Annotated in this window: 13 protein-coding genes; 4 read left to right on the forward strand and 9 right to left on the reverse strand. The window is 70.3% G+C overall.

Annotation, left to right across the window (positions count from 1 at the left end; all coding sequences use genetic code 11):
* Positions 1-2 precede the first annotated feature (2 nt).
* Genes OG747_RS04190 through OG747_RS04200 form a run of 3 tightly spaced genes read right to left on the reverse strand, consistent with a single transcriptional unit; the run spans position 3 to position 3,115 of the window.
* Positions 3-920: a carbohydrate ABC transporter permease gene (locus tag OG747_RS04190; RefSeq protein WP_405877908.1), complete on the reverse strand. Its 918-nt coding sequence runs from the start codon at positions 918-920 to the stop codon at positions 3-5.
* Positions 917-1,813, reverse strand: a complete 897-nt coding sequence (locus tag OG747_RS04195; RefSeq protein ID WP_405877910.1) for a carbohydrate ABC transporter permease — start codon at positions 1,811-1,813, stop codon at positions 917-919. The genes OG747_RS04190 and OG747_RS04195 overlap by 4 nt, the downstream gene beginning before the upstream one ends.
* Before the next feature lie 9 nt (positions 1,814-1,822).
* Positions 1,823-3,115, reverse strand: coding sequence for an ABC transporter substrate-binding protein (locus OG747_RS04200; RefSeq protein WP_405877912.1), 1,293 nt, complete (start codon positions 3,113-3,115; stop codon positions 1,823-1,825).
* A 220-nt stretch (positions 3,116-3,335) separates the two neighbouring features.
* On the opposite strand from OG747_RS04200, the gene OG747_RS04205 reads away from it, so the two are divergent.
* Positions 3,336-4,382 carry a LacI family DNA-binding transcriptional regulator gene (locus OG747_RS04205; RefSeq protein ID WP_405877914.1) on the forward strand — a complete coding sequence of 349 codons (1,047 nt, stop codon included), beginning with the start codon at positions 3,336-3,338 and terminating at the stop codon, positions 4,380-4,382.
* A gap of 120 nt (positions 4,383-4,502) precedes the next feature.
* The gene (locus OG747_RS04210; RefSeq protein ID WP_405877916.1) at positions 4,503-5,843 is read left to right on the forward strand and encodes an amidase; all 1,341 of its coding nucleotides are present in this window, start codon (positions 4,503-4,505) and stop codon (positions 5,841-5,843) included.
* A gap of 284 nt (positions 5,844-6,127) precedes the next feature.
* On the opposite strand, the gene OG747_RS04215 is transcribed toward OG747_RS04210, so the two are convergent.
* Positions 6,128-6,304, reverse strand: coding sequence for a hypothetical protein (locus tag OG747_RS04215; protein ID WP_405877917.1), 177 nt, complete (start codon positions 6,302-6,304; stop codon positions 6,128-6,130).
* Positions 6,305-6,814: 510 nt separating this feature from the next.
* Here OG747_RS04215 and OG747_RS04220 point away from each other — a divergent pair.
* Both OG747_RS04220 and OG747_RS04225 read left to right on the forward strand, forming a co-directional pair.
* Complete coding sequence (locus OG747_RS04220; RefSeq protein WP_405877918.1) at positions 6,815-8,065, forward strand: permease; 1,251 nt, start codon at positions 6,815-6,817, stop codon at positions 8,063-8,065.
* A 106-nt stretch (positions 8,066-8,171) separates the two neighbouring features.
* The gene (locus OG747_RS04225; protein ID WP_405877919.1) at positions 8,172-8,627 is read left to right on the forward strand and encodes a hypothetical protein; all 456 of its coding nucleotides are present in this window, start codon (positions 8,172-8,174) and stop codon (positions 8,625-8,627) included.
* A gap of 534 nt (positions 8,628-9,161) precedes the next feature.
* On the opposite strand, the gene OG747_RS04230 is transcribed toward OG747_RS04225, so the two are convergent.
* The 5 genes from OG747_RS04230 to OG747_RS04250 form a co-directional block, all read right to left on the reverse strand.
* The gene (locus tag OG747_RS04230; protein WP_405877920.1) at positions 9,162-10,685 is read right to left on the reverse strand and encodes an SDR family NAD(P)-dependent oxidoreductase; all 1,524 of its coding nucleotides are present in this window, start codon (positions 10,683-10,685) and stop codon (positions 9,162-9,164) included.
* A 124-nt stretch (positions 10,686-10,809) separates the two neighbouring features.
* Entirely contained in the window at positions 10,810-12,141 is a 1,332-nt protein-coding gene (locus OG747_RS04235) for a wax ester/triacylglycerol synthase family O-acyltransferase (RefSeq protein WP_405877921.1), read from the reverse strand.
* Between the two features lie 327 nt (positions 12,142-12,468).
* Positions 12,469-13,689 carry a glucose-1-phosphate adenylyltransferase gene (gene glgC, locus OG747_RS04240; protein ID WP_405877922.1) on the reverse strand — a complete coding sequence of 407 codons (1,221 nt, stop codon included), beginning with the start codon at positions 13,687-13,689 and terminating at the stop codon, positions 12,469-12,471.
* An 80-nt stretch (positions 13,690-13,769) separates the two neighbouring features.
* A complete protein-coding gene (glgA, locus tag OG747_RS04245) occupies positions 13,770-14,921 on the reverse strand; it encodes a glycogen synthase (RefSeq protein WP_405877923.1) in 1,152 nt (383 codons plus the stop codon).
* 81 nt (positions 14,922-15,002) lie between these two features.
* Positions 15,003-15,734 carry a (2Fe-2S)-binding protein gene (locus OG747_RS04250; protein ID WP_405877924.1) on the reverse strand — a complete coding sequence of 244 codons (732 nt, stop codon included), beginning with the start codon at positions 15,732-15,734 and terminating at the stop codon, positions 15,003-15,005.
* Positions 15,735-15,804 lie beyond the last annotated feature (70 nt).

Raw genomic sequence — 15,804 nt, forward strand, 5'->3', positions numbered from 1 at the left:
GGTCAGCCCTTGACGGCGCCCTCCCCCACCCCACGGAAGAAGTACCTCTGGAGGCAGGCGAAGAGGGCGATGAGCGGTGCCACGGCGATGATCGTGCCCGCGGCGACGAGCCGTTCGTCGTTGGCGAAGGTGCCGTGCAGATAGTTGAGGCCGATGGTGAGGGTGAACTTCGAGGGGTCGCTGAGCACGATCAGGGGCCACAGGAAGTCGTCCCAGGCGCCCATGAAGGCGAAGATCGCGACGACGGCGAGGGTGCCCCTCACGGAGGGCAGTGCGATCCTCAGGAACCGCTGCCAGGCGTTCGCCCCGTCGACGAAGGCCGCCTCCTCGATCTCGTACGGCAGGTTGAGGAAGGCATTGCGCATCAGCAGGACGTTCATCGCGCCGATGCAGCCGGGCAGGACGACCCCGATCAGCGTGTTGTTCAGGCCCAGCTCACGCATGGTGGTGAACTGGGCGATGATGATGCCCTCGACGGGGACCAGCATCGCGAGGATGAACACGAGGGTGGCCACCTGCCTGCCGCGGTAGCGCAGCCGGGCCAGTGCGTAGCCCGCGAGGGCCGAACCGACGCAGTTCGTGACGACGTTGGCGCCCGCGACCTTGAGCGAGTTGAAGGCGTAGTCCCATACGGGGATGGTGTCGGCGACCCGCTTGTAGTTGTGCAGGGTCGGGTCACTCGGCAGGAACTTCGGCGGGGAGCTGAAGATGTCCTCGGTCGGGCCCTTGAGCGAGGTGGACAGCTGCCACAGGAACGGGCCGACGGTGAGGGCGAGGACGGCGAGCAACAGCAGGTAGCGTAGGGCGAGTTCCCAGCCGCGGACACGGCGGCCGTGCTCGTCGGTGATACGGCGGCGACGGGGCTTGCGCTCGACCGGCGGACGCGGCTCGACGGGCCGCGGCTTCTCCAGCACGCTCACGCGTCCTCCTTCCGGTCGGCGCGCAGCACGAGCAGCATCAGCGCGACGGTGACGACGAAGACGACGACCGAGATGGCGGAGGCGTACCCGACGCGGCCGGTCAGTCCGGTGCCGGTGCGCTGGACGAGCATGACGAGGGTGGTGTCCTCACCCGCCGGGCCGCCGTCCGGGCCCGCCATCAGGTACACCTCGGAGAACACCTTGAAGGCGGCGACCGAGGAGAGCGCGGCGACCAGCACCATGGTGGAGCGGACGGCGGGCACGGTGACCGTGAGGAAGCGGCGGACCGCGCCCGCGCCGTCCACCGCCGCGGCCTCGTGCAGCTCGCGCGGCACGTTGGCGAGCGCGGCCAAGTAAATGATCATGTAATAGCCGAGGCCCTTCCAGACGGTGACGGCCATGGCGCTCAGCAGGAGCAGCCACTGATCGCCGAGGAAGCCGACCCTGCCGACGCCGACCGTCTCCAACAGCGCGTTCACCAGGCCTCGTTCGTCCAGGAGCCACACCCAGATCAGGCCGACCACGACGATGGACGCGACGACCGGGGTGTAGAAGGCCGACCGGAAGAAGGTGATGCCGGGGATGTTCTTCTGGACCAGCAGGGCGAGCAGCAGCGGCAGCAGGACGAGCGCGGGGACGACCCCGAGGACGTACAGCGTGCTGTTGCGCAGTCCGATCCAGAACATGTCGTCGTGCAGCAGCTCCCGGAAGTTGGCGAGGCCCACGAACCTGCCCGGGATCAGGGTGCGGCGGTCGGTGAAGGCGTTGACCACGGTCGAGACGAACGGATAGAGGATGAAGACACTCACGACCAGGAGGCCTGGAGCGGCGAACAGCCAGGGGCTGGTGGGCAGTTGGCGCCGCACACGGGCCGCACTGGAGGAACTCGCCATGTCCGCCGCTCAGCCCTGCTGCCGAAGCAGCGTGTCGCAGGCTTTGACAGCGTTGTCAAGAGCCGTCTTGGAGCTCTCCTTGCCCTGCAGCGCCTTGGCGACCTCGTTGCGCAGCGCGGTCTTCATCTGCTCGCTGAAGAGGACCGGGGTGTAATTGACCGCGTTCTTCAGGGACTTGGCGGCGGCGATCCGCACCCGTGTCTCGTCGGTGCCGTCCTCCTTGGTGAAGTACGGGTCGTCGAGCGAGCCCGCGGTACTCGGGAAGATGGCGACCTTCTTGGCGAAGGACATCTGGTTCTGCGCGTCGGTGACGTAGTGCGCGAAGGCGACCGCGGCCGGGGTGTGCTTGGTGCGGGAGTTGACCATCACGCCCATCACGTACATGTTCACCTTGCCGGTGCTGGTGATCTGGTCCGTGATGCCGATGTTCTTGTAGAGGTTCGGCGCCTGCTTCTTGAAGTTGCCGAGGTCCAGCGCGCTGCCGGGATTCATGGCGACGGCCTCGGTGAGGAACTTCCTTCCGGACGACTCCGGGGTGGCGGTCAGTGCCAGCGGGTCGAGTGCTTTGGCGTCGTACAACTCCTTGTACTTGGTGAGGAGTTCGATCCCCTTGGCGTCGTTGAAGGCGAAGGCGGCGCCCTCCTTGTTCATCAGCTCGACGCCGTAGCGGCCGAAGTCCTCGATGGTGGGCACGTTGGCGAGGGTGGCGACCTTGCCGTTGCTCTGCTTGGCCAGCTGCAGGGCGTCGGCGAAGAGTTCGTCGTACGTCGTCGGTGGCTTGGAGGCGTCGAGTCCGGCTTCCTTGAAGAGCGACTTGTTGTAGAAGAGGGGGCCGGTGTTGAGGTACCAGGGGAAGGCGTACGTCCCGGTCATGCCCGGTATCCGGTGGCTGGCCCAGGCTCCGTCCAGGTACTCCTTCTTGTACTGGGCGGCGGACTTGTCCAGGTCGAGGGCGAGGCCCGCCTTGGCGAGCGGGGCGACGAGGTCCGGGGAGACGTTGACGACGTCGGGCAGGGTGCCGCCGGCCGCGTCCGCGCTGATCTTGTCGGCGTAGCCCTCGGCGGGCTGGTCGACCCACTTCACATGGGCGCCGGGATACTTCTTCTCGAAGTCGGCGATCACGCCCTCGAAGTACGACTTGAAGTTGGCCCTCAGGTTCCAGGTCTGGAAGGTGATGTCGCCCTCGACCTTGCCGGAGGCGTCCGTCGAGTCGCTGCCGTCGCCCCCGGAGCCGCAGGCGCTCAGCGGCAGGACGACGGCTACGGCGGCAGCGGCGGCGAAAACTCTGCGGGAGATGCGCACGGATGGGGCTCCTCTTGCAGCAGGGGTAACGGTGCCGGGGCAGACCTTGCAGCCAACTCGGCGGGCAAGTCAATGGATTTGGCCCAGCTAAATTCATTAGTGCCACAACATGGCTGGTCACAGCCGTTCGGCCGACCTCTTGCAATCGATCACTAATGCGCTTTAGATTGCCTCAGCTCAAGCGCTTTAGTACACCGGCTCAGGAGAACGGGGAACGGGGTTGACAGCCAAGCGGTCACCCGCGCGTCGGCCGACGATGAAGGACATCGCGCAACGCGCCGGGGTCTCCGAGAGCGCGGTCTCCTTCGCACTCAACGACCGGCCCGGGGTCTCCGAGATCACCCGCGACCGGGTCCGCCGCGTCGCCGAACAGCTGGGCTGGCGGCCGAGTACGGCGGCACGCCAGCTGTCCGGCGAGGGCGCGGCCACGGTCGGTCTCGTCGTGGCCCGCCCCGCCGGCACCCTGGGTGTGGACTCGTTCTTCCTGCAGCTGATCTCCGGCATCCAGGAAGTGCTGGCCGAGCGTCATCTCGGGCTGCTCTTCCAGGTGGTGGAGGACGTGGCCGACGAGTGCGCGGTCTACCGGCGCTGGTGGGCCGAGCACCGCGTGGACGGCGTCATGGTCGTCGACCCGCGGACCGACGACCCGCGTCCTGACCTGCTGGAGGAGCTGGGCCTGCCCGCCGTGGTGATCGGCGGCGTGCCCGGTGCACGGCACCCAGGAATGTCCACCGTCTGGGCGGACGACGCGGGCGCGATGGCCTCGGTGGTGGACGAGTTGTACGCGCTCGGCCACCGCCGGATCGTGCACATCGCGGGCCTGCCGGGGCTCGCCCACACCGAGCGCCGGATCCGCACCCTGCGCGCGGAGGCCGAGCGGCGGGGTCTGACCGAAGTGCGCTCGGTGCCGACGGACTACTCGGACGCCGAGGGCGCCGCCGTCACCCGCCGTGTCCTGGAGAGCGGCACCCCGCCGACCGCACTGGTCTACGACAACGACGTGATGGCCGTCGCCGGGGTCGCCGCCGCGACGGAGCTGGGCTTCTCCGTACCGGGCGACGTCTCGGTCGTCGCCTGGGAGGACTCGGCCCTGTGCCGCATGGTCAAACCGTGGCTGTCCGCGCTCTCCCGCGACACCGTGCAGTTCGGCCGCACGGCCGCACAGGAACTGACCGCACTGCTGGACGGCGGCCCGGCACGGACGGTCCAGGTGCCGGTGCCGCGGCTGATCGAGCGGGAGAGTACGGGGGTGGCGCGGGGCGCTTGAGCGACGGACCCGCCCGGATGTCCAAGGGCAGCCGCTCTCGACGCGGCACCCCATCGGCGGGCAGAGTGCTCTTCGTACTCACCAGTAATCCGAAGTAGTCCCCTGTCCCGAGGAGCACCCGTGACCAGCTGGGTCGGCCGGACCGCCGCCGAGATCGCCGCAGCCGTACGTGAGAAGCGGGCCACGCCCCACGAGGTGGTGGTCGAACACCTCGCGCGGATCGAGCGGCTCGACGCGCGCGTCGGGGCCTTTCGCGTCCTGCGGGCGCAGGCGGCGCTCGCGGAGGCCGACGAGCTGGCCGACCGCGCGGACCTGGCCGAACTCCCGCTCGCCGGGGTGCCCGTGGCGGTCAAGGACAACCTGCCGGTGCGCGGCGCGTCGAACCGCAACGGTTCCTCGGCGACCCCGGACACCCCCGCCGACCACGACCACGTCACCGTGGCACGGCTGCGTGCGGCGGGCGCCGTGGTCGTGGGCCTGACCAATGTGCCCGAGCTCTGTGTCTTCGGCACCACGGAGGGCGTGCACGGCACCGCCCGCAACCCCTGGGACACCTCGCGCACGGCGGGCGGCTCCTCGGGCGGCAGCGCGGCCGCGGTCGCCGCCGGGATGGTGCCCATCGCGCTGGGCAACGACGGGATGGGCTCGCTGCGCATCCCGGCCGCCAACTGCGGCCTCATCGGTCTGAAGCCGGGCCACGGCACGATCCCGGCGGGCATCGGGCACGGCGACTGGTTCGGCATGTCGGAGAACGGGCCGCTCGCAACCACCGTCGAGGACGCCCGGCTGATGTTCGCGGTCCTGGCCGACACCGAGGCGATACGCCCCTCGGGCAACGCCGTCCGCAGGGTGGCCGTCTCCGTACGCAGTCCCCTGGTCGGCGTGACCGTCGGCCGCCCGTACGCCGCGGCGGCCCGGACGGCTGCCGAGCTGCTGGCCGGAGCGGGTCACCAGGTGCGGCCCGCCGACCCGCCGTACCCGCTCTGGCTGGGCACCGCCTCGCTCGCGCACTGGACGGCGGGCACCGCGGTGGACGCCGAGGACCTGGACCCGCGCCGGCTCGCCCGGCGTACTCGGGTGCACGCCGCCGTGGGGCGCCGCTTCGTGGCCGGGGTGCGCACGGGTGAGCGGCGCGAGCAGCTGCGCAGGCGTCTGGAGCCGTTCTTCGCGGAGCACGATGTGCTGCTCACCCCGGCGCTGGCCCGGCGGGGTCCGGCCGCCGGCCCCTGGCACGAGCGGGGCTGGCTGCGCAATGTGCTGGCCAACACGAACTACTCGCCGCTGACTCCGCCCTGGAACCTCACCGGGTGGCCCGCGATGGCGGTGCCGTTCGGGACGCTGCCGAGCGGCGCCCCCTGCGCCGTACAGCTGGTCGGGCGGCCCGGTTCCGAGCTCGAACTACTCGAACTGGCCGGGCAGTTGGAGGAGCTGCGTCCGTGGCGGCGTACGGCACCGCTCTGACTCGGCAGTGCGATGGCCGGCTTCTGGACTTGCGCCACCCGGCACGGGCCACGGCAGCGCGGCCGTCACGACCTGGGACGCCAGGTGCGGTGCCGGTGCGCGGACCCACCTGCGCGCACCGCCTGGAGGCGGTCGGTCTCCACGAGGGCGTCGAGCACCATCTCCGGGGCCCACAAAACGCCGGATCCGCGGCCAGTCGTCGGCCGCGGCTTCTCTGATCAGCATGGACGTGAGGCTGGCACGCCCATGCCGTCAGTGATCGCGATAGGTCCCGCCGGGGTCGGTCAGTCGACGCTGGGCAGGATGTGGGGCTCGGCGAGGTCGTCCTCGTAACCCGCGAGGCGGATCGGGGCGGACCTCGCCCACACGTCGAGACTGCCGAGCTTCTTCTCGGGCCGGCCGCCCGTGCGCTCCACGCGTTCCTTGGGGCGCTGATCGCGATTCGTCTTCTCCGGTGTCACCGCGCACTCCTTATGTGTCGGGTCACCCTCGGGACCTACAGGGCCAGTCTGCGTCCGGTCGCCTGACATCCCCTCGGGTCTGAGTCGAAGGCAGTTAGAGACGCGGTGGCGCCGGTAACTCGTGTGAGAGCAGGCCGTGGTAACCGGCTTGTCCCGGGACGGACCGTGGGTGTGGGTGGAACCCCTGCAGGCTGTCCGTCCGGTACAGGGTAACCAAATGAGCGGGTGTCCGCTCGATGGGGCTGAAAACACGAGGTAACCGTCTTGAGTCGATCAGCGTCCACCGAGCCCTGATCTGCACCTATTTGATGATGTATAGCCTATTCACACCACCCGTTCGGCGTAGCAACCGCCCCTTCGGGCACCTGGGATCTTTACGGAAGCTTGATACACCCACACTCGCCGCCACCCCGGCAATACGGCATCATCAGATACCCCCAGGGGGTATGCTCCTCGCCGTGAGCCGGGGGTCCGCGAGCCCGAGAAGGCCGACAGGGAGAGAGTGAAGCGATGCACGCCATCCTGCACGCGCTGTCCATCACCGGATCGATGACCTGGGAGATCACCTGGGCCCTGATCCTGGGCTTCGGGCTCTCCGCCGTCGTCCAGGCCGTGGTGCGCCGCGCGACGATCATTCGGCTGCTCGGAGACGACCGGCCACGGACGCTCGCGCTGGCCGCCGGACTCGGCGCCGCGTCCTCGTCCTGCTCCTACGCCGCCGTCGCGCTGGCGCGCTCACTGTTCCGCAAGGGCGCGAACTTCACCGCGGCGATGGCGTTCGAGATCGCCTCGACCAATCTCGTGGTCGAACTCGGCGTGATCCTCGCCCTGTTGATGGGCTGGCAGTTCACCGTCGCCGAATTCGTCGGCGGGCCGATCATGATCGTACTGCTGGCCGTGCTCTTCCGGATCTTCCTGCGCGAGCGGCTGCTGCGCGAGGCCCGGGAGCAGGCGGAGCGCGGGCTCGCCGGGTCCATGGAAGGGCATGCGGCCATGGACATGTCGATCCAGGGAGAGGGTTCGTTCGCACGGCGGCTGTTCTCGCCCGACGGCTACACCTCGGTCGCACACGTGTTCGTCATGGAATGGGCGGCGATCCTGCGCGACCTGGTGATCGGCCTGCTGATCGCGGGCGCGATCGCGGCCTGGGTGCCCGACACGTTCTGGCAGTCCCTCTTCCTGGAGGGCCATCCGCTCGCCGCGAAGCTGATCGGTCCCCTGGTCGGCCCGCTCGTGGCGATCGCCTCGTTCGTCTGCTCGATCGGGAACGTGCCGCTGGCCGTCGTGCTGTGGAAGGGCGGCATCAGCTTCGGCGGAGTGGTCGCGTTCATCTTCGCCGATCTGCTGATCCTGCCGATCCTCAACATCTACCGGAAGTACTACGGCCTGCGGATGACGGGCTTCCTGCTGGTCACCTTCTACGTGGCCATGGTGCTCGCCGGGTACGCCGTGGAGTTCCTCTTCGGCGGCCTCGGGCTCGTCCCCGACCAGGCCGACGCGACGATCCCCATGGAGGGCGTCTCCTGGAACTACACGACCTGGCTCAACATCGCCTTCCTGCTGCTCGCGGCGGCCCTGGTGTGGCGGTTCCTGCGCACGGGCGGCCCGGCGATGCTGCGGATGATGGGCGGGGCGCCGGAGGCGGAGGGTCACGATCACGGGGCGCCGGAGGCCGGGGGGCACCACCACGGGGCGCCGGAGACCGGAGGACACCATCACGAGGCGGCGCCTGGAGCGGAAGGCCACCACGGCCACCACTGAACACGGCGCGCAGTTCAGGTCCCGTTGGCCGATTCGCAAGGCGGCCATGATCTGCTGGCGCTCGGCAACGGCTTTTTCCCGCGGGAGGACTCGGGAGGACGGACGCATGGAGCTGCGCGGCGTCGAAGAGCTGATGGATCTACTGCACGCCTGCCGGGGCGCCTGGGACGGCCCCGATCGCGGCGGCGGCCCGGTCGATCTGCACGACCACCTCCTGCAGACCGCCGCCCTGCTGCGCCGAAGTCGTCCCGCGGACAAGGAACTCCAGGTGGCGGGCCTGGTGCACGCCGTCGGGCATCTGCTGCGGCCCGGTGACGAGGCCGGACACGCCGACCTGACGGCGGACCTGATCCGGCCGCTGCTGGGCGAGCGGGTCTCCCGTCTCGTCCGTCTGCACGCCGGCGGATGGGGGGACGCCGCCGACACCGACGACGTGCAGAGCCTGCGTCAGGCGTGCGAGGCGGGCAAGGTCGCCGGGCTCGACGCGGGGGTCCTGGAGGACTGGCGCACGCTGCTGGAACTGGTGGCGGCGCAGCACTCCCGGCTGGGGGCCGTCGACTGACGGCCCGTCATGGCGGTCACTCCCAAGGGTGACTCCGGTGGCGTAACCGCGCCCGTGGCTGCTGGCTGGACCGAGAGGGGAATCGGGACAGAGAGCGAGCATCGATGGAGCCGAACGACGAGGCCGCCATTTCGCCTACACGCTGATGACGGCGTATGCGCTGCGCATGGCGGCGGTGTTCGTCCTCACCACCTCGACCATCGGGCACCTCCTCGGCCTCTTCCCCCCGTCCGCTCGCCGTCTTCGGGTACCTCGCGGGGCTGACCCTGCTCGTCCTGGGGTCCACTGCGCCCCGGTCCGAGCTGGTCTTCCCGGTCTGGGCGATGGCCGTCGGTGTCCAGGTCCTCCGGTCCTCCGCGTCGGTCCGCACGCCCCGGCGAGCGGCTGATCGTTCTCTCGCGCATGCTGGGAGAGAGGGGCGCGAAGGAGGCCTCGGAAAGGCTGATCCTCGGTGAGGCTTGTCATCGATCTCAACCGCTGCCAGGGATACGCGCAGGAACACGGTCGAGGCCACTGACCACCCCATGGCCCCGGTTACCACTTGCCGGGCGCGTAGTCCTTCATGAAGACGCCGTACAGCTCCTCGCCCTGCTCGCCGCGCACGATCGGGTCGTACACCCGGGCCGCGCCGTCGATGAGGTCGAGCGGGGCGTGGAAGCCCGCGTCGGCGAGCCGCATCTTGTCGGGGTGCGGGCGCTCGTCGGTGATCCAGCCGGTGTCGACGGCGGTCATCAGGATGCGGTCCTTCTCGAACATCTCCTGGGCGCTGGTGCGCGTGAGCATGTTCAGGGCGGCCTTGGCCATGTTGGTGTGCGGGTGGCCCGCGCCCTTGTACCCGCGGTTGAAGACGCCCTCCATGGCGGAGACGTTCACGATGTACGTGCGCTGGGCACCGGAGGACGCCATCGCCGCGCGCAGCCGGCTGATCAGGATGAAGGGGGCCGTCGAGTTGCAGAGCTGGACCTCCAGGAGCTCGACCGGCGTGACCTCCTCGACCGACTGGATCCAGCTGTTGGTGTCGTGCAGGTCGGGCACGAGCCCGCCCGCGTCGATCGCCGTACCGGCCGCGATCCGCTCCAGCGAGGCCGAACCGGAGACCAGCGCCAGGTCCGTGACGTCCTGCGCGGTCAGCGCGCCGCCCCCGGCGACCGGGAGCGCGGCCACCGCGCCGGAGCCGAAGGTACCGATCACCTCGGCGGGCGGCAGCTCACCGGCGGGCAGCGGGCCCGACTCGGCGGCGAGCAGCTCGCTGTAGGCGCCCGGGGAGCGGCGTACGGTCTGGGCCGCGTTGTTGATCAGGATGTCCAGCGGGCCCTCGGCCGCGACCGAGTCGGCGAGCGCTACGACCTGCGCCGGGTCGCGCAGGTCGATGCCGACGATCTTCAGCCGGCCGATCCACTCGTCGCTGTCGGGCATGGCCTTGAAGCGGCGGATCGCGTCGTTCGGGAAGCGCGTGGTGATCGTCGTGTGCGCGCCGTCGCGCAGCAGCCTGAGCGCGATGTACATGCCGATCTTGGCGCGACCGCCGGTGAGCAGCGCGCGCTTCCCGGTGAGGTCGGCGCGGGCCTCACGGCGGCTGCGGTTCTCGGCGGCGCAGTCCTGGCAGAGCTGGTGGTAGAAGTAGTCGACCTCGATGTACCGCGTCTTGCAGATGTAGCAGGAGCGCGGCCGCTGGAGTATCCCCGCGATCTCGCCGGCGTCCGTGACGGACGAGGGCAGGATGCCCTCGGTCTCGTCGTCGATGCGCTGGGCGGAGCCGGTGGCGGTGGCCTCGGTGACCGCCTTGTCGTGGGCGGTCTTGGCGGCCCGGCGCTCCTGGCGGCGGCGCTGCTTGACCGCGCGGTAGACGCCTGCGGTGGCGCGGCGCACCGCGATGGCGTCCGGGTGGTCGACGTCGATCTTGTCGAGCTCGTCGAGCACGCTGAGGCAGACCGCCAGCCGCTCCGGGTCGATGCCTGGCCCGTGCGAGACCTCCGCCGCGTCGACGGCGGAAGTCACCCGGTCGTCCCCTGCCGTGTCCACGGCGAGAGCCGCCTGGCCGTCCTCTGTCACCGTCATCGCGTGTGCCGTTCCTCGGGTCTCGCGCCGCGCTCGAACCGCGCTCGCTTTCGAAGGCGGAATTTTACGGACCAAGGGGGCAAGGCGCCAAACCCGAGAAGATCACCGGCCCCTGCGGACCTCTTCAGGAGCCGCAGGCGATGATCAGCGTCTCCACCTCCTCGGTCAGTGCGCGGGCGAGTCGGTCCAGGTCCGGCACGGCCTGTGCGTCGGCGACGAGCCCGTAGTGGACCCGTCCGCGGTACGTCGACACGGCCACCGCCAGTGCCTGGCCGCGGGCCAGCGGGGCAAGCGGATAGACCTCGGCGAGCGGGCAGCCGCCGAGCTTCAGGCCGAGGCTGGGCAGCGGCACGCTCGTGACCAGGATGTCGAAGAGCAGCCGGGCCGCCTGGCCGACGACGGGACCACCTAGGCGGTGGCCGAGCGGCGGCACATGGTCGGCGAGCAGGGCGACGGCGCCCGCTCCCCGGTTGGGCCCCGCGTCCTTGTTGGCGTCCATCGCCATACGCACCGAGCGCAGCCGCCCGACCGGGTCCGGGTCGTCGACGGGAAGCCGTATCAGATACCCGGAGAGCCGGTTGCCCTGGGGATGCGCGGTGCGCGGGCGGCGTTTGGAGACGGGGATCAGGGCGCGCGGCGCGACCCCCTTGCTGCCGTCGCCGCGCTCGTCCAGCCAGTTGCGCAGGGCGCCCGCGACGACCGCGATCAGGACGTCGTTGACGGTGCCGCCGACGCTCTTGCGGACGCGGTGCACATCGTCCAGGTCCAGGGCCACGCCCGCGATCCGGCGGGTGCCGGTGGGCTGCGAGGTGAGCGCGGGCGAGGAGCGGACGCCCAGGGTGGCGCGGGCGACGGAGCTGCCGATGTCCAGGGCGCGGCCCAGGTCGGAGAGGGTGCCGCGGACGAGGTCCGGCAGCTTGCGAACGTCCGGGAGGACCCCCCGGGGCGGCTCTGCGGGGCGCGGGCGGGGCTCCGGCATGTCCACCGGGTCCATGATGGCGGCGGCGAGCATCAGCGCCCGCAGGCCGTCGGCCAGCGCGTGGTGGAACTTGAAGAGCACGGCGAACGACGTGCCGTCCTCGCCGGGCAGTACGTGCGCCTCCCATGGGGGCCGGCCGCGTTGCAACGGGCGTTCCATGAGCCGTCCCGCGGCGGCGGGGAAGTCCGCGGTCGGGGCGTGCAGCCGGACGTGGTCGAGTGGCTCGAAGTCGGGTGCGGGCTCCCGGGCCGCGCTCCCGAAGGTCGGCGGGAAGGCGAGGGGCTGCCAGACGTCGCGGATCCGCATCCGCAGGCCGGGCACCCCGGCGGCGCGGGCCGCGAGCAGGTCGGCGGCGTGCGCGCCCGCGGTGGGCGAGTGCGCGGCGAAGACACCGAGGGCGCCGAGGTGCATCGGGTGCTGGGCGGACTCGATGTTCCAGAACGCCAGGTCGAGTGGTGCGAGGAGGTCAGGAGTCAAAGGCTTGCTCTCGCGTCGACGGCAGGGTGAGCAAGCAGTCAAACCCTGACAGGAGATTACGGTCAAGTACGATCAAGCTACACACAGTTAACAGCAGATTAAGTCCCGCCCTCACGAAACGAGCGGGACACACGGGATACCGAGCGGGACACACGGGACACACGGGATTTCTGAGGCCGGATCAGGATAAGCCGCCCGGCCGGGACATCGCACCCCGGCCGGGCGGCACGCCACCCATCGGCCGCCACCCATCGGCCACCGGCCATCGGCCACCGACAGCCGCCTACCGGCCATCAGATACGCACGGCCGTACGAAGACGTGTCGGGCTAGGACACGATCCGCCCCTTCCCCAGCGCGATGACTCCGCCCTTGGAGACCGTGTAGAGGTCCGCGTCCCGCTCGGGGTTGACACCGATCGTCGCACCCGGCGGCACCTGGACGTTCTTGTCGAGGACCGCACCACGCACCACCGCGCCCCGCCCTATGTGGACGTTGTCGTGCAGGACCGAGCCCTGGACGACGGCTCCCGGGTCGACCACGACACCCGGTGAGAGCACGGACCTCGTGACCTGCCCCCGGATCAGACAGCCCGCACTGATGATCGACTCGCTGGCGATGCCCCCGGCGTTGAATCTCGCCGGCGAGAGCTGTCCGGAACTGGTGTAGACGGGCCAGCTGCGGTTGTAGAGATTGAAGGCGGGGCGTTCGGCGATCAGGTCCATATGGGCGTCGTAGTACGCGTCGAGGGTGCCGACGTCGCGCCAGTAGCCCTGGTCACGGGTGGTCTCGCCGGGCACGTGGTTGTCGCTGAAGTCGTAGAGCTGCGCCTCGCCGCGCTCGGTGAGCATGGGCAGGATCGAGCCGCCCATGTCGTGCACCGAGTGCTCGTCCTCGGCGTCCCTCTGAAGCGCCTCCACCAGGACCTTGGTGGTGAAGAGGTAGTTGCCCATCGAGGCGAAGACGCACTCGGGGTCGTTGGGCAGCCCCGGCGGGTCGGCGGGCTTCTCCAGGAAGCCCTGCACGGTCTGGCCGTCGGAGCCGGGGCTGATCACCCCGAACGACGAGGACTCGGCGCGCGGCACCCGTATCCCGGCGACCGTCACACCCGCGCCGCCCTCGATGTGCTGGGCGAGCATCTGCCGCGGGTCCATGCGGTAGACGTGGTCGGCGCCGAACACCGCGATGTAGTCGGGCCGTTCGTCGTGCACGAGGTTGAGGGACTGCAGGATCGCGTCCGCGCTGCCCAGGTACCAGCGCGGGCCGAGCCGCTGCTGGGCCGGGACCGGTGTGACGTAGTTGCCGAGCAGGCTCGACATCCGCCAGGTCGTGGTCACATGGCGGTCCAGGGAGTGCGACTTGTACTGCGTCAGGACGCAGATGCGCAGGATGTCGGCGTTGACGAGATTGGAGAGTACGAAGTCCACCAGGCGGTATGTGCCGCCGAAGGTGACCGCGGGTTTCGCGCGGTCCGCGGTGAGGGGCATGAGCCGTTTGCCCTCTCCACCCGCAAGTACGATTCCCAGCACCGAAGGTCCACCGCGCCGCATGCCGCCGCCCCTCTAAGCCCGGTCGAGCCGCGCCCGCTGTGCCGGGCCGGCCCCGTCGCTGAACTACACCTGCCCGATGCTTACCCCGGTTTGAGGACTTCCTCGTACAGCTGGACGGTCCGGCGGGCCACCGCGTCCCAGCCGAACTCCCGTACCGCGCGCTCCCGTCCGGCCTCGCCCATCCGCCGGGCCTTCTCCGGGTCGGCGAGCACCGAGTCGAGGGCGAGCGCCAGATTCGCCTCGAAGTTCCCCTCGACCTGCACGAGGAGGCCCGTCACGCCGTGCTCGACCACCTCGGGAATCCCGCCGACCCGGGACGCCACCACGGCCGTTCCGCAGGCCATGGCCTCCAGATTGACGATGCCGAGTGGCTCGTACACCGAAGGGCAGGCGAACACGGAGGCGTGCGTGAGCAGTTGGATGACGTCCGGGCGCGGCAGCATCTGCGGGATCCAGTGCACGCCCTCGCGTACGCCGCTGAGTTCCTGGAAGAGGTCACGGAACTCCCGGTCGATCTCCGGGGTGTCGGGGGCGCCCGCGCACAGCACCACCTGCACGGCCGGGTCGATGTCCCGTACCGCGCGCAGCAGATGGGGCACGCCCTTCTGGCGGGTGATGCGGCCGACGAACAGGATGTACGGGCGACTGGTGTCGAGGCCGATGCGGTCGAGGACGTCCGTGCCGTGGTCCGGCTGGTAGAGGGTGGTGTCGATGCCGTTGTGCACGACGCGCACCTTGGCCGGGTCCAGAGCGGGGTAACAGGTGAGGATGTCCTCGCGCATGGCCCCGGAGACGGCGATGACGGCGTCGGCCGACTCGATCGCGGTGCGCTCGGCCCAGCTGGACAGGGCGTATCCGCCGCCGAGCTGCTCGGCCTTCCAGGGGCGCAGCGGCTCCAGGGAGTGGGCGGTCATGACGTGCGGGATGCCGTACAGGAGCTTGCCGAAGTGGCCGGCGAGGTTGGCGTACCAGGTGTGCGAGTGGACGAGTTCGCGGCCTTCGAGGGCGGCGGCCATGGCGAGGTCCACCGAGAAGGTGCGCAGCGCGTCGTTGGCGCCGTCGAGCGAGGACCAGGGCCGGTGGCGTACGACGCCGCCTGCGGCGCCCTCGCCCCAGCAGTGCACGTCCAGGTCCGTGAGGGTCCGCAACTCCCGGGCGAGGAACTCGACATGGACGCCCGCGCCGCCGTACACGTCCGGCGGGTACTCCCGGGTCAGCAGTCCCACTCGCACGCAGAGCCCCCCGTCGTACCGGATACCGGCTGGTGCCCTTCATGGTCACCCAGATGGGGCGCTTGGGGAAGACCACGGTTCTCAGCGACGGCTCCGGGGCCGGTCCGGCGGGCGGTCGAAGCAGCAGTCGCCGCAGAGGCCGCCGCCGGGGAGGCGGTAGTAGAGGCAGCAACTGCGGCGGCGGAGGGTGTGGGGGTCTAGGGTGCCGGCGAGGTCGGGGTGCGCGAGGAGGCCGACGGCGAGGGCGCGGGCCCGATCGGCCACGTCCGTACGGCCGTTGACATGGGCCCAGCGGTCCAGCTGGCGCCAGGCTCCCGCCAGGGCCGAGCCCGCGTTCCCCCACAACAGGCCTGCTGAGATGCCGTATCGGGACCGCAGGGCCGCCGCCAGCGGGGCGAGGTGGCCGTCCCGTACGACCTCCCCGATCGCCGCCGCGGGCCGGGCGCGCACCTCGGACAGCCACAGGTCGTCCGGAGCGCTGCCGTCCGGATCCCAGTGGAGCAGTCCCGGATCGAGGTCGGGCAGCTGCCCGTACAGCGCGGCGGCGCCGAGCGCGATCGACCACAGACGGGCCACGAGGGCCTGGTGCGCCACCGACACCGCGATGCGCGGTTCCGGCGCCCGCAGACTCTCCGTGATCTTTTGGACGCGGAAAATTATCGGATCCGCATAAACATTTCTGGGATCATCAGTTCGCGATGCCGCGTACGCCTCAGCGAGCGTCGGCAGCGGAGCACCCGGCGGAACGCCGGTGCGTAGTACGGAGAAGCCGCCGAGCGAGCCGAGCGCCACGAGTCCGGGGTCGAGATCCACGAGGAGCAGTAGTACCAAGCCCCCTAGGGGGTCCGCCGGAGGGGCTACGCCTCGTGTCGCCCACCCAGGG

Origin of the sequence: Streptomyces sp. NBC_01384, assembly GCF_045040035.1 — a bacterium.
GTDB lineage: Bacteria > Actinomycetota > Actinomycetes > Streptomycetales > Streptomycetaceae > Streptomyces.

Coding starts and splice junctions, on each gene's coding strand:
- OG747_RS04230 (WP_405877920.1), bottom strand. CDS start 10,685: ATGACGGTGACAGAGGACGGCCAGGCGGCTCTCGCCGTGGACACGGCA.
- OG747_RS04220 (WP_405877918.1), top strand. CDS start 6,815: ATGCACGCCATCCTGCACGCGCTGTCCATCACCGGATCGATGACCTGG.
- glgC (WP_405877922.1), bottom strand. CDS start 13,689: ATGCGGCGCGGTGGACCTTCGGTGCTGGGAATCGTACTTGCGGGTGGA.
- OG747_RS04225 (WP_405877919.1), top strand. CDS start 8,172: ATGGAGCTGCGCGGCGTCGAAGAGCTGATGGATCTACTGCACGCCTGC.
- OG747_RS04195 (WP_405877910.1), bottom strand. CDS start 1,813: ATGGCGAGTTCCTCCAGTGCGGCCCGTGTGCGGCGCCAACTGCCCACC.